The organism is Nocardia sp. NBC_00881, from assembly GCF_045207455.1.
Taxonomy (GTDB): domain Bacteria; phylum Actinomycetota; class Actinomycetes; order Mycobacteriales; family Mycobacteriaceae; genus Nocardia.
Genome location: NZ_CP108798.1, coordinates 3,405,752 through 3,427,319, shown reverse-complemented (window position 1 = coordinate 3,427,319; position 21,568 = coordinate 3,405,752). Strand labels below are relative to the sequence as shown.

Annotated in this window: 22 protein-coding genes and 2 pseudogenes; 12 read left to right on the top strand and 12 right to left on the bottom strand. The window is 65.7% G+C overall.

Going from position 1 to position 21,568, the window contains the following annotated elements; all coding sequences use genetic code 11:
• Window positions 1-209: 209 nt before the first annotated feature.
• Window positions 210-689 carry a hypothetical protein gene (locus OH799_RS14060; RefSeq protein WP_406280326.1) on the bottom strand — a complete coding sequence of 160 codons (480 nt, stop codon included), beginning with the start codon at window positions 687-689 and terminating at the stop codon, window positions 210-212.
• Between OH799_RS14060 and OH799_RS14055 the strand changes: the two are divergent.
• Both OH799_RS14055 and OH799_RS14050 read left to right on the top strand, forming a co-directional pair.
• Window positions 577-984, top strand: a pseudogene (locus OH799_RS14055) (serine hydrolase domain-containing protein); the annotation flags it as partial. The gene OH799_RS14060 and the pseudogene OH799_RS14055 sit on opposite strands and share 113 nt — an antisense overlap.
• Window positions 980-1,765 (top strand): serine hydrolase domain-containing protein, encoded by a 786-nt coding sequence (locus OH799_RS14050; protein ID WP_406280324.1) that lies wholly within the window; start codon window positions 980-982, stop codon window positions 1,763-1,765. The pseudogene OH799_RS14055 and the gene OH799_RS14050, both read left to right, overlap by 5 nt.
• A gap of 56 nt (window positions 1,766-1,821) precedes the next feature.
• Here the strand turns inward: OH799_RS14050 and OH799_RS14045 are convergent, their stop codons facing one another.
• A complete protein-coding gene (locus OH799_RS14045; protein WP_406280322.1) occupies window positions 1,822-2,391 on the bottom strand; it encodes a GNAT family N-acetyltransferase in 570 nt (189 codons plus the stop codon).
• Between the two features lie 349 nt (window positions 2,392-2,740).
• Here OH799_RS14045 and sigJ point away from each other — a divergent pair, with 349 nt between their 5' ends.
• Both sigJ and OH799_RS14035 read left to right on the top strand, forming a co-directional pair.
• Window positions 2,741-3,685, top strand: coding sequence for an RNA polymerase sigma factor SigJ (gene sigJ, locus OH799_RS14040; protein ID WP_406280320.1), 945 nt, complete (start codon window positions 2,741-2,743; stop codon window positions 3,683-3,685).
• An 82-nt stretch (window positions 3,686-3,767) separates the two neighbouring features.
• Entirely contained in the window at window positions 3,768-4,952 is a 1,185-nt protein-coding gene (locus tag OH799_RS14035; RefSeq protein ID WP_406280318.1) for an NAD(P)/FAD-dependent oxidoreductase, read from the top strand.
• A 64-nt stretch (window positions 4,953-5,016) separates the two neighbouring features.
• Here the strand turns inward: OH799_RS14035 and OH799_RS14030 are convergent, their stop codons facing one another.
• Both OH799_RS14030 and OH799_RS14025 read right to left on the bottom strand, forming a co-directional pair.
• Window positions 5,017-5,334: a hypothetical protein gene (locus OH799_RS14030; RefSeq protein ID WP_406280316.1), complete on the bottom strand. Its 318-nt coding sequence runs from the start codon at window positions 5,332-5,334 to the stop codon at window positions 5,017-5,019.
• Entirely contained in the window at window positions 5,309-5,422 is a 114-nt protein-coding gene (locus tag OH799_RS14025) for a hypothetical protein (protein WP_406280314.1), read from the bottom strand. The genes OH799_RS14030 and OH799_RS14025 overlap by 26 nt, the downstream gene beginning before the upstream one ends.
• A gap of 433 nt (window positions 5,423-5,855) precedes the next feature.
• Here OH799_RS14025 and OH799_RS14020 point away from each other — a divergent pair, with 433 nt between their 5' ends.
• On the top strand, window positions 5,856-6,440 hold the full coding sequence (locus OH799_RS14020) for an isochorismatase family protein (protein ID WP_406280312.1): 585 nt from the start codon (window positions 5,856-5,858) through the stop codon (window positions 6,438-6,440).
• A gap of 139 nt (window positions 6,441-6,579) precedes the next feature.
• The gene (locus OH799_RS14015; protein WP_406280310.1) at window positions 6,580-6,825 is read left to right on the top strand and encodes a DUF3761 domain-containing protein; all 246 of its coding nucleotides are present in this window, start codon (window positions 6,580-6,582) and stop codon (window positions 6,823-6,825) included.
• Window positions 6,826-7,044: 219 nt separating this feature from the next.
• Here the strand turns inward: OH799_RS14015 and OH799_RS14010 are convergent, their stop codons facing one another.
• From OH799_RS14010 to OH799_RS14000, 3 genes and pseudogenes are all read right to left on the bottom strand, one after another.
• Complete coding sequence (locus tag OH799_RS14010; protein ID WP_406280307.1) at window positions 7,045-7,476, bottom strand: nuclear transport factor 2 family protein; 432 nt, start codon at window positions 7,474-7,476, stop codon at window positions 7,045-7,047.
• A 131-nt stretch (window positions 7,477-7,607) separates the two neighbouring features.
• Window positions 7,608-8,921 carry a PucR family transcriptional regulator gene (locus OH799_RS14005; protein WP_406280305.1) on the bottom strand — a complete coding sequence of 438 codons (1,314 nt, stop codon included), beginning with the start codon at window positions 8,919-8,921 and terminating at the stop codon, window positions 7,608-7,610.
• 11 nt (window positions 8,922-8,932) lie between these two features.
• Window positions 8,933-9,252, bottom strand: a pseudogene (locus OH799_RS14000) (DUF3556 domain-containing protein); the annotation flags it as partial.
• A 627-nt stretch (window positions 9,253-9,879) separates the two neighbouring features.
• Between OH799_RS14000 and OH799_RS13995 the strand changes: the two are divergent.
• Window positions 9,880-11,046: a fatty acid desaturase family protein gene (locus OH799_RS13995; RefSeq protein ID WP_406280303.1), complete on the top strand. Its 1,167-nt coding sequence runs from the start codon at window positions 9,880-9,882 to the stop codon at window positions 11,044-11,046.
• Window positions 11,047-11,180: 134 nt separating this feature from the next.
• Here OH799_RS13995 and OH799_RS13990 read toward each other — a convergent pair whose 3' ends face one another.
• Window positions 11,181-11,519, bottom strand: a complete 339-nt coding sequence (locus OH799_RS13990) for a winged helix-turn-helix transcriptional regulator (RefSeq protein ID WP_406280301.1) — start codon at window positions 11,517-11,519, stop codon at window positions 11,181-11,183.
• Between the two features lie 57 nt (window positions 11,520-11,576).
• Between OH799_RS13990 and OH799_RS13985 the strand changes: the two genes are divergently transcribed.
• The gene (locus tag OH799_RS13985) at window positions 11,577-12,341 is read left to right on the top strand and encodes an SDR family oxidoreductase (RefSeq protein ID WP_406280299.1); all 765 of its coding nucleotides are present in this window, start codon (window positions 11,577-11,579) and stop codon (window positions 12,339-12,341) included.
• A 236-nt stretch (window positions 12,342-12,577) separates the two neighbouring features.
• Here OH799_RS13985 and OH799_RS13980 read toward each other — a convergent pair whose 3' ends face one another.
• The gene (locus OH799_RS13980) at window positions 12,578-13,723 is read right to left on the bottom strand and encodes an alpha/beta fold hydrolase (protein WP_406280297.1); all 1,146 of its coding nucleotides are present in this window, start codon (window positions 13,721-13,723) and stop codon (window positions 12,578-12,580) included.
• A gap of 113 nt (window positions 13,724-13,836) precedes the next feature.
• On the opposite strand from OH799_RS13980, the gene OH799_RS13975 reads away from it, so the two are divergent.
• From OH799_RS13975 to OH799_RS13965, 3 genes are all read left to right on the top strand, one after another.
• On the top strand, window positions 13,837-14,448 hold the full coding sequence (locus tag OH799_RS13975; protein ID WP_406280295.1) for a TetR/AcrR family transcriptional regulator: 612 nt from the start codon (window positions 13,837-13,839) through the stop codon (window positions 14,446-14,448).
• Window positions 14,449-14,736: 288 nt separating this feature from the next.
• Complete coding sequence (locus tag OH799_RS13970; protein ID WP_406280293.1) at window positions 14,737-15,945, top strand: FAD-dependent oxidoreductase; 1,209 nt, start codon at window positions 14,737-14,739, stop codon at window positions 15,943-15,945.
• Window positions 15,946-16,476: 531 nt separating this feature from the next.
• A complete protein-coding gene (locus OH799_RS13965; RefSeq protein WP_406280291.1) occupies window positions 16,477-16,929 on the top strand; it encodes a hypothetical protein in 453 nt (150 codons plus the stop codon).
• Here the strand turns inward: OH799_RS13965 and OH799_RS13960 are convergent, their stop codons facing one another.
• The 3 genes from OH799_RS13960 to OH799_RS13950 all read right to left on the bottom strand — a co-directional run bounded on the left by OH799_RS13960 (window position 16,930) and on the right by OH799_RS13950 (window position 19,968).
• On the bottom strand, window positions 16,930-17,427 hold the full coding sequence (locus tag OH799_RS13960; protein ID WP_406280289.1) for a hypothetical protein: 498 nt from the start codon (window positions 17,425-17,427) through the stop codon (window positions 16,930-16,932).
• 92 nt (window positions 17,428-17,519) lie between these two features.
• On the bottom strand, window positions 17,520-18,896 hold the full coding sequence (locus OH799_RS13955) for an APC family permease (RefSeq protein WP_406280287.1): 1,377 nt from the start codon (window positions 18,894-18,896) through the stop codon (window positions 17,520-17,522).
• 211 nt (window positions 18,897-19,107) lie between these two features.
• On the bottom strand, window positions 19,108-19,968 hold the full coding sequence (locus OH799_RS13950) for a helix-turn-helix transcriptional regulator (RefSeq protein ID WP_357270505.1): 861 nt from the start codon (window positions 19,966-19,968) through the stop codon (window positions 19,108-19,110).
• A gap of 611 nt (window positions 19,969-20,579) precedes the next feature.
• Here OH799_RS13950 and OH799_RS13945 point away from each other — a divergent pair.
• Complete coding sequence (locus OH799_RS13945; protein WP_406280284.1) at window positions 20,580-21,284, top strand: PAS and ANTAR domain-containing protein; 705 nt, start codon at window positions 20,580-20,582, stop codon at window positions 21,282-21,284.
• The last annotated feature ends 284 nt before the right edge of the window (window positions 21,285-21,568 follow it).

Sequence of the window (21,568 nt, the reverse complement as noted above, 5' to 3'; positions counted from 1 at the left end):
GGCCCCGGCGGCAATATGGTGTCAGTAGCCGCGCAGCGCTCTGGCCTGGCCAGGGGGAACACCGTGTCAGTGGCCGTGTCTGGCTCGTGTCAGGGTGGTGTCAGCCCAGACGCTGATAGTTGCTGCCATGACGAAGAGCAGCACTTCGCTGACACCGACAGCGGCGGTGCCGGTGTTCCCGTGGTCTACCTCAATGGCCAGTTCGCCACTCAGGGGTACTGGCGGAAGGCCACCGACCAGGACAAGGCCACCCTGCGGACTGCCGCGTACGGCGCCGTCTCGCTGATGGCCGCCGCCGGCTCGCCCCACAAGGCCATCACGAACGGCTCCATCGCCCTGACGTCGGCGACCGGCCTGGTCGGGCACGTACTCGCCGCGAAGTCCAAGGACATCAAGCTGAAGGGCAAGACCGTAGCCGAACTCGCCGACCAGGTGCTACCTGCCTTGACGGCAGCGGTGAGCCTGCTCGAGAAGCAGGATCCGGCCGAAGCCGACAACTTTCGCGGCACCGTCCTCGTCGCCGTCGACGCCGCCACCCGGATCCACAAGGGGCAATCCAACCCCGCCGTGGCCGAGATGACCCGCAAGATCACCGCAGCCCTCGACGCCGCCGGGCTGGCTACCGCGGACAGCGGGGCCGTGCCGGAGGCCGCTGCCAGGCAGGATCGCCCCGAGTTGCAGAAGGCCATCGAGGACATCGTCGATTCAGGTTTCGTCGGAATGACGCTGCGCGTGCACGATGAACGGGGCGAGTGGGTCGGCAGCGCTGGGGTGGCCGAGCTGGGCGAGAGCGCCGAGCCGCCGATCAACGGGCGGGTTCGGATCGGCAGCAACACCAAGACCTTCACCGCGACCGTGGTGCTGCAATTGGTGGCCGAGGGCAAGATCGGGCTGGACACTCCGACGGCCGACTACCTGCCCGAGTTCGGCTTGGACGAGCGGATCACGGTGCGGATGCTGCTGCAGCACACCAGCGGGGGTGTTCAACTTCACCGGCGAGTACTACAACGACGGGACGACCGCGCCGGGGATCGCCTGGTCCGGCCAGGAATGGGTGGACAACCGATTCAAGACCTACCAGGCGGAGGAGCTGGTACGGCTGGCGTTGTCCAAGCCGGCGCGGTTCGAGCCAGGCACGGACTGGAGCTACTCCAACACCAACTACGTGCTGGCCAAGCTGTTGATCGAGAAGGTCACCGGCCGCTCGTTCGCCGAGGAGATACAGCGGCTGATTCTGGGGCCACTCGGGATGCCCGGCACCGTGGCGCCGGGCACAAACCCGGAGATCCCCGAGCCGCACGCCCACGCCTACTACCGGTACGAGGACGCCGGCCAGCAGAAGACGGTCGACGTCACCCGCCAGAACCCGTCCTGGATCTCCAACGGTGGTGACATGATCTCGACCACCGAGGATCTGCACACCTTCCTCTCCGCGCTCGTAGGCGGCAAGCTCCTGCCGGCCCCACTGCTGGCCGAGATGTGCACGCCGCATCCCAAGGTCGGCTACGGCCTGGGGGTGTTCGTGCAGGACACGAGCTGCGGGGGCACCGTCATCACCCACAACGGCGGCCACGGTGGCCACGCGGCGCTGATGTACAGCACGCCCGACGGCAGCAAGACCCTGACCGCCGCACTGAACTATGTGGACGACGCCGAACTATCCTTGTCCGCGGTCTTCCAGCAGGCGACGCAGCGGCTCGTCAAGGAGGTGTTCTGCGGTGGGCCGGCCAGGTCGGCTGACGAGGCGGCCGAGCCGGCTCAGTAGGGGCCCCGTAGAACTCGGCCCCGAACTAAGGTCCGTGGACCGCGAGGATCTACGCATCAGGTTGCCGGGCTGGTCTGCGTTCTGGTTGTGGCGTAAAGGAGCATGTCGCGGCGTGTGCCGCCGATAGCCTGGTGGCTTCGTAGGAGGCCTTCTCGTAGGTAGCCTGCCGTCTCAGCGACGTGTATCGAGCTCGCATTCCACGGTTCGATGTGGAGCTCGATCCGATGCAGGGCCGGGATCGTCCAGGCGAATGTCGTCAGAGCGCGCATCGCGCTGCTGGCTATGCCGCGACCGCGGCGATGCGGTGCCACTGAGTAGCCTGCTGACGCGCGCCCATCCTGCAGATCTTTCAGCCATAGACCGACGCTGCCGACAGCAGTGCCGGTTTCGGTATCGGCGATGGCGAAGGCCAGCCCGATTCCTTCGGCATGGCGGCCCCGTTGCCGACGCACCCACTCGAGTGCCTGGTTCGGGGTCGGGGACTCCGGCAAGCTGCCGATGAGCGGGATATATGGATCCTGTGCCAACTCGGCTGCGAGGTGAGAGTCGTGATCGGTATACTCCCGTAGGACGATTGACCCCCAGGTTGGTGGGTCGTCGGGCCAAGGTGGCAGGGTCTGGGTCATCGTCGATAACTACCGTGCTGACGCGGCTCGCACACAATGGTTTTCGACCACTCCTACTGGCGGGTGGCCATCACCTGACGCAGGTATCAGTCCATCACGACCCGCCGACTGGCCACCGATTCTCCTCTGCCTCCGCGCGGATGCGCTGCTCTCCGGTAACGACACCGCCGAGTCCGATCCCGCGAAATCCTGCTGGCCGTCGGTAAGGTCGGGCGAGCATGTGGAGTGGATTCCCGCGCTGGGCGAGCGGATCCTGCGGTCCTCGACACCTGGTGGTTATCGGCTGCTGAAGATATGGGTCGATTTCGCCTGTCGGCGGTCTGCCACGTTCCGTGGTTGACTTCGGTCCATGCTGGTCGGTACGCATGAGGTCGAGGTGTTCGAGAACGCCAGGGCGCGTCTGGAAGCGATCGCGTATCGCCTGTTGGGTTCGGCGAGCGACGCCGAGGACGCGGTGCAGGAGACGTTCCTGCGCTGGCAGGCTGCCGATCGTGAGTTCATCGAGACGCCGTTGGCGTGGCTGACGAAGGTGCTCACCAACATCTGTCTCAACCAGCTCGCCTCGGCCCGGTCCCGGCGGGAGACATATGTGGGCCAGTGGCTACCGGAACCGGTCTTCGCCACGGACCTTATGCTCGGCCCGGCCGACACCGTCGAGCAGCGCGAATCGGTCTCGATCGCGATGCTCAGGCTCATGGAGCGGCTGACGGCCAAGGAACGCGTGGTCTACGTGCTGCGCAACGCATTCGGATACTCGCACGGTGAGATCGCCGAAATCCTCGACCTCACCGAGGCGAACTGTCAGCAGATCTACCGGCGCGCGAAGCAACACGTAGCTACCGACCGAACCCGCGTGGAGGTCGACGAGGCCGTCGCCCGCAGGATCGTCGAGGAGTTCCTCGCAGCGGCGCTGAGCGGCAACACCGACTCGCTGGTGCGGCTGCTGACCGATGATGCGATCAGCGTGGGCGACGGTGGCGGCGTGGTCGTGTCTCTGCCGCAGCCGATCACGGGCGCGCTGCGGGTGGCGCGGTTCCTGCGGCGACTGTTCGAGCCCACCGCCGCCAAGTGGGAGACCATCGGCGGCCGAGCTGCCCTGTTCGCCGCGATGGCCAATGGCATGCCCGCACTGGTGATCGTGGCCGGCGGCCGGATCGTCGGCGTCATCACCCTCGAGGTGACGACCGATGGCATCGCGGCCGTCCACACCCAGGCCAACCCCGCCAAGCTCGACCGCGCCACGCGCCAGTGGGCCACGTTCGAGCACGGTGGCCCCCTCATCGAAAACTGGTGACCTAGATCACAGTCCACTTCTGTCAGGTTTCGAGCCGCTGCCCGGTTCAGAAAGCGAACACCACCCAGACAGGAGCGAGACCATGACCCACCGCATCGTCGTCCTCGGGGCCGGATACGCCGGAGCCAACGCCGCCGGTCGCCTGGCCAAGCGGCTGCACCCCGCCGGCACCGAGATCACCCTCGTCAACACTGATCCGGAGTTCGTCGAGCGGGTCCGCCTGCACCAGCTCGCGACCGGTCAGAACCTGAAGCGCCGCCTGCTGGCCGACGTTTTCGCAGGGACGGGCGTGCGAGTGGTACTGGCGCGGGTCACCGCCGTCGACGCCGAACGCAAGATCGTCGACATCATCGACGCGGCCGGCCCCGGCAGGATCGCCTACGACACTCTCGTCTACGCCCTCGGCAGCGCCGCCGCCGACTGCGGTGTCCCCGGCGTGGCCGAGCACGCCTACGACATCGCCGGCAAGCAGTCCGCGCTGCGGCTGCGAGACCAGTTGACAGTCCTGCCCGCAGGCTCGCCCGTACTGGTCGTCGGCGGTGGCCTCACCGGCATCGAAGCAGCTACCGAGATCGCCGAAGCCCACCCGGACCTCCACGTCGCACTCGCTGCTCGCGGCGGCGTCGGCGACTGGCTGAGCGAGAAGGCTCAGCGGCATCTGCGCAAGGCATTCGACCGGCTCGGCATCACCGTGCACGAGAACACCGACATCGCGCACGTCCAGGCCAGCGGCGTCGTTACCGCCGAGGGGCGCACGATCGCGGCCCAGGCGACCGTGTGGACGGCCGGTTTCGCCGTGCATCCCATCGCCGCGGCCACAACCCTGCGGGTCTCACCGTCCGGGCAGATCATCGTCGACGACACGATGCGGTCGGTTTCGCACCCCGACGTGTACGCCGTTGGCGACGCCGCACTCGCACCCGGAGCGAGCGGCGAACCGTTGCGGATGTCCTGCGCCTCCGGCGTTCCTACGGCCTACCAGGCCGCCGACGCCATCGCCGCACGTCTGACCGGCCGCGGAGTGCCCCGCAATGCGATCGGCTACACCGGCCAGTGCATCAGTCTCGGTCGCCGCGACGCCATGGTGCAGTGGGTCACCCCCGACGACCAGCCCAAGTCGTCCGCCTTCACCGGCAGGTCAGCCGCGCGCCTCAAAGAACTGGTCTGCAAGAGCGCGGCCTGGAGCATCTCGCATCCGACGTCGATGCTCCCATCGCGCCGCCGTCGCATCACCGTGGCTCAGCAGACCACTATGAATGCCGGTTGAGGCGACGCCCGCGCGGGCCGTGCCGGACAGCCGTGTGTGGCGGGGCCGCACGTCGGCTCTGTGATCAGTAGCCGGAGCTCTCGGTCGATGAGCCGGGGGTGAGGTCGGCGGGGGCGCCCGGAGTGAGGTTGGTCTGGCCGCCGGGGGCCAGATCGGTCTCCTGGCCGCACGCCAGGTTCGGCCAGGAGCAGGTCGGCAGGTTGGGGTCCTGACCGGCCTGGGCCACCCGGCGCTCGCCAGGCCCGCGCCCAGTGCGCGCACGGTGGCCGATCTCGCGCGCGCCGTTGCTGGTTGGCTCCTGTCCGGGGGTCGCCAGGTGGAGGCTTTCCGCCTGGTGGCTGGCACCGCTCACATTCTCACCTGCCGCAGCACTTTGCCTCACCTGCCGCAGCACTTTGCACTAAGCCCACATCCAGATCTTTCTCCAGAGTCGCGATGCGCTTGGAGACCGCCTGCTGAGTGATCGACAACGCCGCGGCAGCTTCCCTGATACTGGCCGGCGTCCGCGGCTGCGACGAAGGTGCGCGCGGCGGTGAGATCCACGGCAGCAACCGTACATGTACAACGTATCGTTGTGGCTCGCCGCGAGCTCAGTTGTTTGATTCCGCCCCTCTGTCCTTGCTTTGATCACAAGAAATCAACAGTGCGTTGTTCGAGCACGATCGCGGACTGCTGATCCTCGCCAGCCCGCTGCTGCTACCCCGCCGCCAGGATTTCCCACTTACACCCGACCTTTCGGTGGCAACAGCCCATGCCCAACCACAGGCAGCCGGTTTTTCGCCGAAGCCAAGGAAAGAGGCCGCCAACAGGTTTCAGATGCAGCCACGCGACAACAGCAAGAACTGGCCCGAGCCACACGTGAGACACCCGCGGCAGAGCCGCCCATGCAGAAAGGCACAATTCATGACTGTCACCGCACTCGACTCGTCCAGCGCGCTGGTCATCATCGACTTGCAGAACGCCATCGTCGACGCTCCCACGGTCCCCTATACCGGCTCCGAGGTCGTGGCCCGGGCGGTCGAGCTGGCCCGCGCCTTCCACGAATGCAGCGCCCCGGTCGTCCTGGTGCGGGTCACGGCCCGTGCGGACGGATCGGATGCCGCGCCAGGTCGCAACGAAATCCCGAGCCTGCCCGGTTCCTTGCCCCACGGCTGGGATGTCATCGTCGATGACCTCGCCGGCCACCCTGACGACATCACAGTGACCAAGCGCACCTGGGGTGCCTTCTACGGAACCGACCTCGACCTGCAACTGCGCCGCCGCGGCGTCACACAGATCGTCCTATCCGGGCTCACCACCAGCATCGGCGTGGAGTCGACCGCCCGCGCCGCCTACGAACACGGCTACCACGTCATGCTCGCGACGGACGCCATGGCCGATTTGGATATCGAGTTGCACCGCAACAGCATTGAACGGATCTTCCCTCTCCTCGGCGAGACCGGTTCCACCACCGAGATCGTTGAACTGCTTGCCAAGACCCGCGACTGACACCGCGCCCCGAACCGGCCGGCCGCAGCAAGTCGTCGTAGTGCTCAGCGATCAGGGCAGATTCAGCTTGCGGGTCAGCAACGGACCCGCGTGCGGGAACCTGGCGTCGGTGTCGGCACGCGGACCTGGCCGGTAGAGGGTGACCCGCCCCAGTGCTCACCGCCGGCGTGGGTCTGGTTTCGGTCCTGGCCCCGTAAGCCACCGCCGCGCCAGCCCTGGTCGCCTGCGGCGCAGGCGAATACGTAAACGCCGACCACGTGTGCGTCCCGCGCCCGACGGGGCAAGCGCCCACTGCAAGGACGGCACCTACAGTTTCAGCCGACACCGCGCGGGCACCTGCTCCCATCATGGCGGTGTCGCCTGCTGGTTGGTCAGCCAGCCGTAACGCCGTCGGCGACGCCTCCCGGAAGGCGAGGCGCATCCACGCGCAATCCGGCTGTAGCGTGAATCGAACTGCCTTTGCTGTCGTACGGCCCCGGTGTGGCTGGTGCCGCGCAGAGTTTCCAGTGTCGACCAGCCCCGGCCGGTCGACGGGCCAGGTCGACCGTTCGAGTTCCGCGCATCATGCGCCACTACGTGCGGCAACTCCTTCTGGTACTTCTGGCTATCCGGCGGATACCTGCTCGCCGAACACCATATGGTGGCCTCGCGCAGTGTCCATGTATTCGCGGACCCGGCGGATGAGCCCGTCGCGCAGTTCGAAGACGAAGCAGTAGTCGTTGACGTACGAATTCCCATTCGCCAGGGTCGCGGTCATCGTCTCCTCCACGATCACCCGGTGTCCGTCGGCGTAGAGCCCGCGGAAGTCGATGTCGACGTCCCGCGTGAACAGTCGGGGGAAATCGTCGGCTATGAAGCGCGCGATTGCCTGTCGCCCGACCATGTGGCTGGGCACGTTCAGCGCCATCGCGGTGGCATTGCCTGCGGGTGCGACCCACTCGGCGTCGTCGCTGAAGAACTCGGCAATCCGTTCCGCGTCGTGTTGAGCGAACGACCGCCAAGCGGCGATGACGATGTCTTTATTGTTCAATTCCACAACCCCCGAATCTAACAGCGCACCTGAGCCGCAACCGGCGGAAATTGGACGGCGTCCCCACGCGGTCGGTTCGCCCCGCTGACGCTATTCGTGGGTACCGAATACAGCCTCCGCCTCCGCGATCAGGATAGTCAGCGGGCATCGTCGCGGGGCCGACGAAGAACACCCGCGCCGAGGAGACGGCACACCTGCAAGGCCAGTGCGATATCGAGTTTGTCGGACGGTGCGGCGCTGCTGGTTGCCGCGATTGCCTTCGTGATTCGGTATTTGACGGTGTTGCGATGCACGGTGAGACTCTGGGCGGTGTGCACATGGCTTTCACCTTTGGCGTAGTAGGTGCTGAGCGTGAGGCGCAGCGTCGCCGCTTGGTCGGTGTCCTCGGCGAGTTCCCCCAGAACCTCCCGAACCCAGGCTCTGGTGGAACCCAGATCCTTGGCCAGGAGGGAGACCGCTGCGACGCCCGGGTCCCCGAATCCGATGACGGGATGCGGGGACGAGGCACCGGGCACGGTCGCAATGAAGTAGGCGGCACCAGCCTGTTGATGCGAGCGGCGGAATCCTTCCAGGCCGTGGCTGGGCAGTCCGACGGCCAGCCGCGTCCCGTCGGTGAGGTCCACCACCGCGCGCAGCTTGGTGGTATCGGTGGCAGGGTGGCATCGGCCGAACGGTAACCACGCCCAGACTGTTCGTCGGTCGATGGCCGTGACAATCGGAGGGCCGTTGGTATGCAGGGCCTTGGCGATCGCCCGCGCCTGAGTGTCCAGCATATTGAGTGTGCTCGGTTGCTCAGGGCCTGGGCGCCAGAGGATGAGCGCCAGGTGGGTTTGCATCAGCCGATAACCGGTCTCGGTTTCGAAGGTGGAGGTATCGGGTCTGTCGGCTGAGAGTACCGCGTGCAGGGTAGCGGAGCGCACGCTGCCGCGGGCATTCATCCACCGAGTGCGTTCGGCTTCGTAGGCATCGAAGACGTAGAGCGTGATCCAATCGACGTAGCTATAGATGATCTCGGTGAGTCGTTTGATGACGGCCAGTGTCAGCGGCGCGGGCAATCCGCGCCCGGCGATCTCGTCATGGCAGATGCGCAGCATCGCGTGCTGGCCCATGTGATATGCCCGTACCAGAGAGTTGGATGGAACGTCGCGCTGGGCCAGCCGGCGCGCGTATTCGACGGCTGCGGTGGTGGGTTGGAGATGGTCGACGGGAATATCGTTGATCAGTACGTGGATGACGGTGGCAACGTTGCCGTGCACACTTGCCTCGAGCATTTCCACCAGCTGTGGATCATCGTCGAGATGATCGATTTCACGGGCCATCAGGGCAGTCATTCCCTCGGTGATCTCGCGTTCGCGCGACTTCAGCTCTCGCCCGATGTGCGCTATCGCCATGACGACCTCGGTATCGGTCGCGGCCGATGCTCGAGACAGCTGGCTCTGAGGGGGTGACATAGGGGAAAGAGTCATCGGTGCGCCTTCTTCTTGATGCGTGATCGATGCGGCGTCCGCAGGTCCCTCGGTGCCACGACTACGGTGGTCGCTGCCGTACCTCCGTGGCCGGGAAGCGGGATCGTGCATCGGGGGCTCCAGAGGCCGGACAGCTCGCTCGGAGCCCACGGCAGGTCGTTATCAAGTGCCCACTCCACGTCGAACGGGATGGGCCGTTGGGCAACCAGGGTTGTTCGGCGACGGCGACGGCAACACGGTAGGTGCCGGTTTCGATCATGCCGAGCGCGGCATCGATGACCTTATAGCGTTTTGTCCGCTTGTGGATGGGCCGGGATCCCCTGGGATGGACCGTCGAGCCCGCGGTGTAGTCGAGCAGGTCGGAATCAGCGGCAGTGGTTCTGACTGTGGGTGGCCAGTGTCAGAGCGCATACCGCGCTTGTGCTCGACCTCTATAGCCCCGAGCCGTACTACAGCCGCGGTGGGCTTGTCCTCCCGCTTGCCCATTCTTCACTTCCCATGATTCCTCGTCGCCCGCGACCTTTTCACGACGAGAAACTGCGGGAGCGCACCATCTTTGGTGAACTGCCATATGGATCTGCTCCGCAGACCCCGACACGTACTCCAGGGAAACTTTTCGATCGCGGCTACGAAGTCGCGGCTACCTGGATCAACACCCGCACGACCGAGCAACTCTTCGCTGCCGTCGATCGGGATCTACTCGGTGGACCGATGCGTGATAGACAGGACGAAGGCGTTGTGGCACCGTGTGCACACCGTGCCAACTCGACATCAGCAGCGAGCGCGCTGTACCTCGACCTGATCTCAGCTCGGCACAGGGGATCGGATCAGGCCCACTGGACGAAGAGCGCGGTGTGCGCAACAGTCGGCATGACGGTAGGTGGCTGCGGTGATGGAACGATTCGCCGGTGATGTGACACCTCGGAAGGGTCGGGAGACGAAAATGACGGCAGCTACCGCCGAGAGCGGTGCTCCTTTTGACGGAAACGAGATACTGCCACCAGGGAAATCAGCAGCGCGGACCGAGCGTCGCAGCGACTATTCGGTGTTGTTGCGGCAGGTACGGCAGGCGGGTCTGCTGAACCGGCGATTGCGGTACTACGCATGGAAGAGCGTGGCCACTTCGGTCGCGTGGGCGGCCGGTTGGACAGCTGTGATCCTGGGCGGCGACTCGTGGTGGCAGCTCATTACCGCCACATTCCTTGCCGTGGTCTTCGCGCAAATGGCCTTTCTGGGCCATGATGCTGGGCACCGGCAGATCTTCGGTTCCCGGCGAGCCGACTACCTGTTCGGATTACTCTTCGGAAACCTCGGCATCGGGGTGAGCATCGGCTGGTGGACGAGCAATCATCACCGGCACCACGCCCACCCCAATACCGAGGGCGCCGACCCGGACATCATGGGCGTGCTGGCGCATTCCGGCGATCGAGCGCGAGCGGGTCAGGGTCTGCGCCGACTGATTTTCCGCTATCAGGCCTGGCTGTTCTTCCCTATGCTGTTGCTGGAGGCGGGCAGCCTGCACTACTCGAGCGTTCGGGCGATCGTGCGGCGGGAGATTCCGCAGCGCGGCTGGGAGGCGGTGCTGCTGATCGCACACGCCGCTGGGTACCTCTGCGTGGTGTTCGCGATGCTTTCCCCAGTCAAGGCGGTGGTCTTCGTCGCTGTACAGCAGGGCCTGTTCGGGTTCTACATGGGCTGCACGTTTGCGCCCAACCATAAGGGAATGGCGGTACTGGCGGCCGACGACGACACCGACTACCTGCGTCGTCAAGTGCTCACGTCGCGTAACGTCCGTGGCAGTCGAGTCGTCGATACGGCGCTGGGCGGCCTGAACTACCAGATCGAGCATCACCTGTTCCCATCCATGCCGAGGCCGAATTTGCGCCGAGCCCAGCCGATTGTCGCGAAGTTCTGCACCGACCTCGGGCTGCCCTACTGTCAGACTGGGCTGGTCACTTCCTACGCCCATGCCTTGCGGCACCTCGACACCGTCGGACAGCTCGCCCGGTCCGATTCCGGAAGTGGCCGTAGCCGAGAATCGGACGGGCAGCCACCGAGACTGCCCGGTCAGGATGGCTCGGAATTGTCGGCCGATCCGCCTGGTCACTGACGGATCGATCACTGGCGAGCGAGCGTGAGCGATCCCGGCCGGTTCAGGCTCGGCTGGGTCATGGCGGCAGCAGCGGGGCGAACATCCGGACGGTCAGGCCGCACTTCGGATCGTCGGGGTGGGAAACCACACGTTCAGTCGGCCTGCGGATCGGTCGGCGACACTCGCCACCGCCGCGACCATTCCCAGACGGATTGCAGTGCCGCGCCGAGTTCGATTCCCGCGGTGGTCAATTCGTAGGACTTGTCGGGATTCTTCGTGATCAAGCCCGCGGATTGGAGGTGCTGCAACCGCACCGAGAGCATGCTTGACGAGCAGTTGTCCATGCGGCGGCGCAATTCGAGGAAACCGAGGCGTTCGGGTTCCAGCTCCCACAGGATGCGCAGCGTCCAGCGTTGACCGAGTAGATCCATCGCGGCCAGCGTCGGCGCGTCCCGGCCTCTGGGCGACTTCGCCTCGTTTGCGCTTCTCATTTAGAACTACCATAGTAGTTCTGAAATAGAAGCAGGAGCTCGGGTGCGATCGAAAGGGTGACGGTGGAGGACGCAGCTGGACAGCGAATCGTTCTGATCACGGGCGCCTCCCGCGGCATCGGCGCCGAGACCGCGCGGGTGCTGGCCGCGCGTGGCGATCATGTGGTCGTCAACTACCGCGAGAAAGCGAAGCGGGCCCAGGCTCTGGCCGACTCGATCAGGCATGCGGGCGGCAGTGCGTCGATCGCGGGAGCCGACATCTCCGACGCCGACTCCGTCCGTGCGCTCGTCGCGGGGATCGTCGAGGAGTTCGGCCGCCTTGATGTGCTGGTGCTCAACGCCTCCGGCGGGCTCGAGTTGCACGCCGGACCCGACTACGCCATGGCGCTCAACCGCGACGCACAGGAACGACTGGTGCGACTCGCAGTGCCGCACATGCCGTTCGGCTCCCGTATCGTCTTCGTGACCAGCCATCAGGCGCACTTCCACGGTCACAAGCCGGTCCCGGCCGAGTACGAGCCCATCGCCGCGAGCAAACGTGCGGGCGAGGACGTGCTGCGCGCTATGATCCCGGAACTCATCGCCCGCGGAGTTGCCCTGCACGTCGTCTCCGGCGACATGATCGACGGCACGATCATCGTCCAACTCCTGGAGCGCCGGAACCCCGACGCCGTCACGGCCCGGCGCGATCACGGAACCCTGCCGACGGTCACGGAATTCGCTACCGCTGTCTCCTTGGCCACCACCAGCCCCGCCGATCCGGGCCACACCACGTATATCGGCGGTCAGGACTACCTCGACGGGCGAGAAATAAACGTCTGAGCGGCTGGGCGTGCGCGCGGAGATTCCGGCGCGGCTCCGTTGTGGGCGCCGCGTCACTTTGCCGCCGCGCCCACCTCTGCGCGCGCGCCGTTGGACGCTTGATACCCGATCGGGTCCCCGGTGCAGGGCATCGGCGCCTCCGATGGTCGGAGAGCTGACAAGGGCGCAAGCAGTCCTTCGGCGGCTGCGGGAGACCGGTGCTCTCGGCCGCGTCGGAGGAGCGTGACCGCGCGTGTTTATCGGTGTAGGCGTGGCAGATATTCGTTTGTCAGCAGGCGGGCGGCGAGTGGCTCGAGCGCGGCCGCTTTCAGTCGGTCGGAGGTGCGGTTGGTGAGTTGTGCAACCATCCACATCAACGCTGCCGGCATGATGATGTTGATCTTCTCGGCGGCGCAGTGGGTGGCGTCGCGGACCACCCATGCTTGGCAGCCGGGTAGGTCGGCGAACACGGTGGTGTCGGCGAGCGGGATGAACTGGTCGTGTTCGCCGTTGACAGCGAGCACTGGTGAGACCGGCGCCCGATCGAGGTGGCCACGGCTGCCGAGGGAGAGCGCTTCCTGCAGGGCACGGAGGTCCTCCGGCGGCGGCATGTGATCCAGGCCTAGCGCGTGGGCGAGGATGCCGGGCATGCCGTTGGGGAGGGCCCGCAGGTCGTCGACCAGTTCGGCGCCGACGGGCCCGCCGAGTGTGATCGCGGCGTCGACATTCCCTTGGATAGCGAGTTGGGCAGCCCACAGGCCGGCGAAGCTCACCCCGATCATCCCGACCGGCCCACCGCCGACCAGCGTGCCGATCACTTCGATGGTCGAGGCCAGTATTTGCTCGGCTCCTGGGCCGGTCGGCGCCGCGGTCTCACCGGTTCCTGGGTTGTCCAGTGCGACAACGGTGAAGCCGGTCGCTCGGGCGATGCGCACGGCGGGACGGTGGAGTTCGACTTTCCAGGTGTCGACTCCGCCGCACAGGAAGATCGTTCCGCGCCGCGGTAGGCGGCGACGCCGGAAAACGTGCGCCGCCACAGTTGTCGGGCCGACAGGACTGTCGACGGTTAGAAGGTGGCGTGCGAACACCACGGGAAAGCTGGACACGGCTTTGTCGTAGGCGGCCAGCTGTCGCTGGTAGGCCTCCGCGTGCGAGGGCGTCGCGATGGCGGGGAACTTCGCCGCTCCCCAGCACAACGCCGCCAGCAGCCAATTGCGTTGCGCCTCTGCTTGTTCGGCTTCGATTGCCCACTCCGGTGTCCATCCGCCCGGCTGATCGCTCCAGGCGTCACGGATGCGGGCGTGGGCGCGGGCGACGACCTCGGCGGGAATACCCCATGCGTCGACGAATTGGGTGGTGCGTTCGGCGAACAGGTCGTCGGTGTCGAGTTCGAAGGTGAACACGCAGATCACACCCTTCCTGGAATGTGGCCGCATCGGCCATCAGTTGAATTGCGGCCATCCGCATTGGAGCAGAATAAAGTGAGCGCTCACTTCTGTCCAGCTATGATGCGTGCATGACGGAAAAGGCCGAGCGAACGCGGCTGCGCTTGCTGGAAGCCGCGGAGGTGGTCTTTGCTCGCCGCGGCTATGCACCCGCCACAGTCGACGAGATCGCCGAGGAGGCGGGGATGTCGATCGGGGCACTGTATAAACGGCTCGGCGGCAAGGAAGAAGCGTTCCTGTCGGTGTTCGAGCGTTACCTCGATCAGCGACTGGGCGAGATCCGTGGGCTCAGCAGTGCGGCCATAGGTGCGGACGAAGCGGCGGCCGCATGGATCGCGCTGATCCGCGCACGGCGCCAGCAACTGCTGCTGTTCGTCGAGTTCTGGCTGTATGCCGCACGCCAATCCGCACCAGCCGCCCAGCGCATGTCGCAGGCACTGCGCGAGTTCGACCAGCACGTCGAATCAGCGCTGGTCGATGGACTGATGAGGGGTGAGGAGCGCTCGGCAGAGGACGCTCGCGACACTGCACGTTCGATCATCGCACTCTACCGGGGGGCTGCCCTGGCGAACTCCCTCGACCAGATCCCGGACGCCGAGAAATCATTGGCCGAAGCCACTCGTCGCCTCGCCGACACGCGGCGAACCCGATCGCCTCGACGTGAGAACCCCTTGGCGAGATAGTCCCACCTCCCGGATCTCCGATCACCGCGTGTTGCTTACGAAGTGACCAACCAGTCGGTCGGCCAGCTGCGTGTAGTGCACGGCAACGTCACCGCCTCTGGCGCCCGCCTCAGAGTGCTGCCGGGACTCGACCTCTCGATCGAGTCGATGACGCCAACCAGAGGCAACCGAGGACCCATTCGTCAACGATAGGTTGACGATTGTCGCATCGTCAACTAATAGTTGACGCGAGCGGCGGTAGACGCTCGAGGAAGCTTGTGCTGATACGGAACAGACCTAGGAGTGACAGTGGCAGATATCGAGGATGCGGCGCACCGCCTCGGCGAGACGCAGGTCAAGCGGGTGGTTGTCGTGGGCGCCGGTATCGCCGGCCTAGCTGCCGCGCTGAGGCTTCACCAGGAGGGCTGGGAAGTGCTCGTAGTCGAGCGTGCCCAGGCTCGTCGTAGCAGTGGCTATCTGGTGAACCTGCACGGACCGGGATACGACGCCATGGAGCGGCTGGGGCTGCGGTCGGCGCTGGCTCCGCGCGATATCGGCTTCTTCACCTCGGTTGTGGTCCGGGCAGATGGTCGGGAGAAGTTCACGGTGCCGGCTGCCATCGCGCAAGCCGCTGTCGGCGATCGGGCGCTGACCATCTTTCGTGGTGATTTGGAGTCGGTGTTGTACGCCGCCGTGGCCGATGTCGTCACAATCCGTTTCGACACCACCGTGCAGGCCATCACCCAGAATGCCGACGAGATCCACATCACGCTGAGCGACGGCTCCTGCGTACAAGCCGAACTCCTCGTCGGCGCCGACGGCTTGCACTCCCGAATCCGCGAACTCGTATTCGATACCGAGACCGATTGCCTGGTGAACCTTGGGCACATGGTGGGAGCGTTCCCGCTGGCGCAGGTTCCCGAGCAGGTACCGGAGGGAGTCGGCACGACGTTTATCGGGCCTGGGCGCACGGCGGCGGTGATGAACTTGGGGCCGGGCCGGTCCTCGGCGTTTTTCGCCTACCGCAGCCCTGATCCGGAGGCCGAATCGACTCTTGGGCCGGTATCGGCGCTCACCGCGGCCTTCGGAGATCTGGGCCGGGGCGTCTCCGATGCGCTCCGCCAGCTCGAGGCCGACTCCGCGTCCGCCTACTTCGATTCCGTCAGCCAAGTCGTGATGGACCGATGGAGCCATGGCCGAGTCGTTCTGCTCGGCGATGCGGCCTGGTGTGTCACCGTATTCGCAGGCTACGGCGCCGCCCTCGCTCTGGACGGCGCCGACCGGCTCGGCGCCGCCGTGGCCGCCCACACCGGCGACATCCGCACGGCACTGGTCGAATGGGAAGCGTCCCTGCGCCCCGAAGTTCGCAAACGACAGGCACTGGCCCGCAAGGGAATGAGCCGCTTCGCCCCGCCCACCAGAGCTCACGTCTGGGCCGGCGAACTGATGCTTCGCGCCATCCAGCTCCCCGGCCTTCGCGGCCTGGTTCAACGCTCCGTCCAACGCGCGAACAATTAGACCCGGTACGTGCGGATGCCGGCGGTGAGTTCGCCAAGCGCTCCTTCGCGTTTCGACTCGGGATCATGGAGGAGATCGCGTCCGTGGATCAGCGGAGCGGGTTCAGCCGTGGTGTGGCGGCGCGGCTTCGATCGGCGGCCGGTTCGGCGGCTGCCTGCCGGAAGCTGGGCCGCCGCGTCGCCGCGCCTGCGCGACCGCAAAGCGTCGTTTGCCCGACTCACCCAACGTTGGCTGGCGTGTCGGCTCGGCTGGGAATAGTTCCAGTAAATCGCTTCCCTTCGGGGGATATCGTGCTGTCACTGGGTGTTTGCTATGACTTCAGTGGTGGAGCGGACACCGGCTTTGTGATCGATGGGCGTGTCGGATTCGCGGAACTGGGTGAAATCGACGCGCTGCGTGCCGGTCTCGGTCACGCTTGGCTGGTGTGGCTGGTATGGGAGGTGCCGGGACACCGGCGAGACGGGGCGTCGAGGACGCGACCGGCGGACGCGCGACCGGATCGCGCGCCCCGGTCGGGATGGGAGCGCTGCAGTGACACAAACGGCCGACGACCGGGCGATACCCGGAAAAGAACTGCTGCTGGCGGCATTCCGCGGCCTGCCGCACCTGGATCACCCCATGCTGGAGGTGGCGGGGGAACTGGCCCAGCTACACCAAGTCCGCGAGCACACCCCGGCCATCCGGTCCGGCAAGCTCGACCGGCGGCGACTACAACTGGCGCGTGGCATCGACCGCTGGGTCACGCTGGCCACCCCGATTCCGGATTCCCGCGCGCCCGAACATTCCGAGACCGTGGGAAGGATGGTGGACCGACTGGCCATGCTCACGACCCAGGCGTTCGTCGTCCTCGGGTACGCGCCCGAAGCGGTCTTCTACGACGCGTGGATCCAGATCGACGAATTGGGCGACGGTTACCAGGATTTGATCGATGACCTCCTCGCCGGAGCCCGGCGACTACCCGAGGGGCGCTACGACCGCTGGTAGTTATCTGCCTCGCCCGAAAAGCCGGAACGAACGAGTTCGCCGCCGCGGCAGCGTGGCGTACACCATGGTCATGTCGGCGAACACCTCGGCTTCCCGCTCGCGGTCGGTCCCGAATTCGCTGCGGCCGAGAACATGTTCGATCGAGTGCGGTGAGATCGACGGCAGGATGACGGCCAGCGAGGGCGGCAGGGGACCGCTGCGCTCCCCGTCTTTGCCGTGACCGAGCAGCATGTGCCCGATTTCGTGCAGGATCATGTGGTCCGCGTTGCGGCCTGTCGCGTCGGCGTCGTACACGATGATGTCGTCGTGTTTACGCGCTACCCACAGACCTCCTCCGCCGCACCCCGTATCGGCCAGCATCGTTGTGGGAACGGGGTGCAGGCTGATCGAGCGTCCGCGGTGCGCGGCCACCGCGGCGAGATACGCGGTCACGTTCCACGGGTTGGGGAGGGGCACCGTCCGGGTCGCGTCCCCGAAACGGGCTTCCATGCTGGTCATCGGCGCCCACCTTACCCATCGGTCAGCGACTAGTCATCTGCTGATCCGGACAAACCGTCTGCGCCTGATTCGCTGGGGAATAACGTGATCCATTACTTCGCCGGTGGTTCGGTGGCGAGCGGCTGCGCGCGCATCGAGCGGATGGCCAGGTAGTTCACGCCACACAGTGCGATCCCGATGGCCAGCAGGACACCCGCGATGACGTACTGCTCGATATTGCGGTCGGTGAACGGCGTCACCAGAAATCCACAGGTGAGTGCGCCGAGTACCGGCAGCGCTGTCGGCGTGTGGAAGTGCTCGTGCGTCACATGATCTCGGCGCAGCACCAGCACGGCGATATTCACCACGGTGAACACGGCGAGCAGCAGCAGCGCCGTGGTCCCGCCGAGTTCGGGCACCTCGCCGACGAACACGATCAGGCCGAGCGCGAGCAAAGTGGTGAAAACGATGGCGATGTACGGTGTTCTGCGCGTCTCGTGCACCCGGCCGAACGGCCGCGGGAGCACACCCTGCCTGGCCATGCCATACATCAGGCGGCTGGCCATCAGCATATTGATCAGTGCCGAGTTCGCGACGGCGAACATGGTGATGTAGGCGAAGATGTATGTCGGGAAGGCGGGTGCGCCGATCTCGACCACCTTCAGCAGTGGGGTGTCGCCCTGGCCGAGCTGTTCGGCGGGAACGAGCGCGATCGCGCTGATCGACACGAGAACGTAGCCGAGCCCGGTGATGGCCAGCCCGACGAACAGCACTTTCGGGAAGATCCGGCTCGGTTCCTTGCACTCCTCGGCCATATTCACCGAATCCTCGAAGCCGACCATCGCGTAGAACGCGAGGGTCGTGGCGACGACGACGCCGCCGACCGCGGTCCGCTCACCGGTGTCGAACTCGACGATGCGCCCGAAGTCGCCGTCGCCGACCCCCAACGCCCAGCAGCCGATCGCGATGACGATCAGCAGTCCGGTCAGCTCCACGCAGGTGAGCAGCACGTTGAGCTTCACACTTTCACTGACCCCGCGCAGGTTGATCGCCGCCACCGCCGCGATGAACACCAAGGCGGTCACCGTGACGGCGGCTCCTGTGCCGATATCCAGATCGAAGGCCTCGGCGAAGTTCGCCGCGAAGGCCCGCGAGGCGGTCGATGCTGAGGTGATCCCGGAGCTCATCACCGCGAACGCGACCATGAAGGTGAGGAACTGGATGCCGAACGCCTTGTGCGTATACAGGGCGGCTCCCGCGGCGTGCGGGTACTTGGTGACCAGTTCGAGGTAGCTCATGCCGGTGATGAGCGCGACCAGGAACGCGACCAGAAACGGCACCCACACCGCGCCGCCGACCTCGTTGGCCACCTTGCCGGTGAGCGCGTAGATGCCGGTGCCGAGAATGTCGCCGACGACGAACAGCAACAGCAAGCCCGGGCCCATCACACGGTTCAGTTCCGGACCGGAACCCCCAGTGAGATCGGACATGGGTGTACCTCCCCAGGCAGCTGAGCCGGGGGTACCCATCTCGCGGCGGAATAGTCGCGTGGGATGAACCGAACCCGCCGCTCGATCGATGTCTTCACCAGAGCGGGGTGGTCTTCTACGGGATCTCCGACTCGTTCCGCGCAGGGTCTTCGGGCGCCATGGCGTTGTTCGCGGTGCCCGCGGCGAGCGGATACCGAAGAGCGGGCCGGGCCTAACCCATCCGCGTAGCGGCGTCGATGATCATGGCCGCCGAGTCGCGTGGGCTCAGTGCCATGGCGCGCAACTGGTCGAAGATCACGCCGAAGCGGCGGATTTCGTTGTGTCCCTCGATCAGCTCGTCGCGCCCGATGCCCTCTACATAGACCAGCTCGGGGTCGGCCGGATCGTGGAAGTCCAGCATTGTGAATGAGCCTGTCATGCCGGGATGGGCGCCCGCGTCGAACGGCAGGATCTGCAGAATCACATTCTTGCGCTTGATCTCCAGTAGCAGCCGGTCGAGCTGGCCGCGCATCACCGCAGGCCCGCCGATCGTACGGCGGATCGCGGCCTCATCCATGACCACCCAGAGCTCGAGCGGGTCCTCCTTGGAGAGGTTGGCGGCGCGGTCCATCCTGGCCTTCGCCCTGCTCTCCATGACCGACGCCTCCAGCTTCGGCATCGAGGTGTCGATCACCGCCGTCGCGTACTGGTAGGTCTGCAAAAGCCCCGGGACGATGGAAGTCTGGTAATGGCGGGCCGAGAGCGCCTCGGACTCGAAGTTGATGTACGCCGCGTACACCTCCGACACGCTGCCCTCGTATGCGCGCGACATGCCGGGCTTCAACGCGTCCGACAGCAGCTCGAGCGCATCCTCGCGCTGCTGGCCGCCGATGCGGTACAGATCGAGCATCGCCATGAGGGTGCGGCGCTGCGGACGGGCCTGCGCGGTCTCGATCCGATACAGCGTGGTGACGTTGATCCCGGTCTGGGAACTGACCTCTTCCTTGCTGAGCTGGGCCTGTTCGCGCATCTCCTGCAGCATCGCCGCGAGACGTCGTAACCGGACGGTCAGGACGGTGCGCTTGCCTGCCATCAGAACAACCCTTTCGGTCTGCGCACTGGATAGAACGCGGTGTGGCGTTCGGCTATGGAAGACCATACGAACGTGCCGAAATCTGCTACGGAGGTGTGGTCTCCGCATCAGAGACTACCTCCAGTGATCCACGTTATGGTCAGTATTTCGGGCGAAGATGATGGTCACGGCCGCGCGATTTCGGCGGGCGCCTTCGGAACGACCGGCCGCGGGTTCTGCGGGATCGCTCATGGCCCTGCATGTTCGACTCGAATCACCTGGTCGGTGGAATGCGCGGTCGGTAGCGTGCGGCCTGCATTCTCGGTGCCGATGCGCGGGACGTCCGAGTCGGTGCCCGAACGCTCCAGGCGATCGGTGTTGCTCGCAGATCTCCGGGTCTTGGATACTCCGACATCCGCCTCGCAAGCGCGGCTGGGTGGGGAGGCCGGTCGCTTGGCACATCGCCCAGTGCGACAAAATTGCCCATGGTTCGATTCGGCGGTCGCTTTGATCATTGCAGCAGGTAGTAGGGTTCTAATCTAGTATGCGGAATGTTTGCTAGATACGTAACCTTCACTGCGTTCACGCGCTGATTCGTGCTGCTGGCGATGGATAACCGATAGGTGACGGGAATGGATCATCTCGCACTGAGAAACGCTGACGCGATCGAGCGTGTCGTGGCCGGCAAGCCGCAGAGTGTCGGTACTTTCCGCTTCTGGTTCGCCGAGCAGAGGTGGGAATGGTCGGACGAAGTCGCCGCCATCTACGGCTATGCCGCCGACGGCACGCAGCCGAGCACGGAGCTGCTGCTGTCGCATCGACACCCCGATGACCACGAGTGGGTGGCGCAGTCCATCGCGATCACCGTGCAGACCGGCGAGCCCTTCTGTGGACGCCATCGGGTCATCGACACGTCCGGCCATACCCACCACGTCATTGTCGTCGCCGACCGGATGCTCGATGATCGGAACGTGGTCGTGGGTACCAGCGGCTACTTCGTCGACGTGTCCGACGCCTTCGAGGAGAACCGGCAACAGATCCTCGACGCCACATTGCCCGGACTCGTCGAATCGCGGGCGGTGATCGAACAGGCCAAGGGCGTGCTGATGTTCGTCTACGGCATCAATGCCGAGCAGGCGTTCGGGGTACTGCAATGGCGCTCCCAGGAAACCAACACAAAGCTGCGGACGCTGGCACAGCTGCTGGTCTCCGAAATTCTCGCCATGGGTGGTGGCCCGGCCTCGCTGCGGACCAGCTTCGATCATCTGCTGCTGACCCTGCACGCCGACGGAGCCGGATCGCATCGAGCTCGGGCGGTCGACCCGCCGACTCGGTGATAGACCTCGGTTAGGGCAACTCCTCGGGTCGCAACCCCGCCCGCCACCGCCGGGTGAAATGGCCGCCGCCACCTCCGGCGGTCTTCAGTGATCGGCCGTGTCGCGCACCAGAGGCGTTGTCGGTCCTTGTTCCGGTTTCAATCGCTGACGCCGATTTGCGAACGCCGGGTATCGGAACCGCCGTGACGGGACGAAAACCCGCGGAGATCCGCGCTGTCGGACGCTTCGCCGTGACAGGGAGTTCGGCGTCGGCTAGGGGTCAGGAGATGGTGCCGGTGTGGATG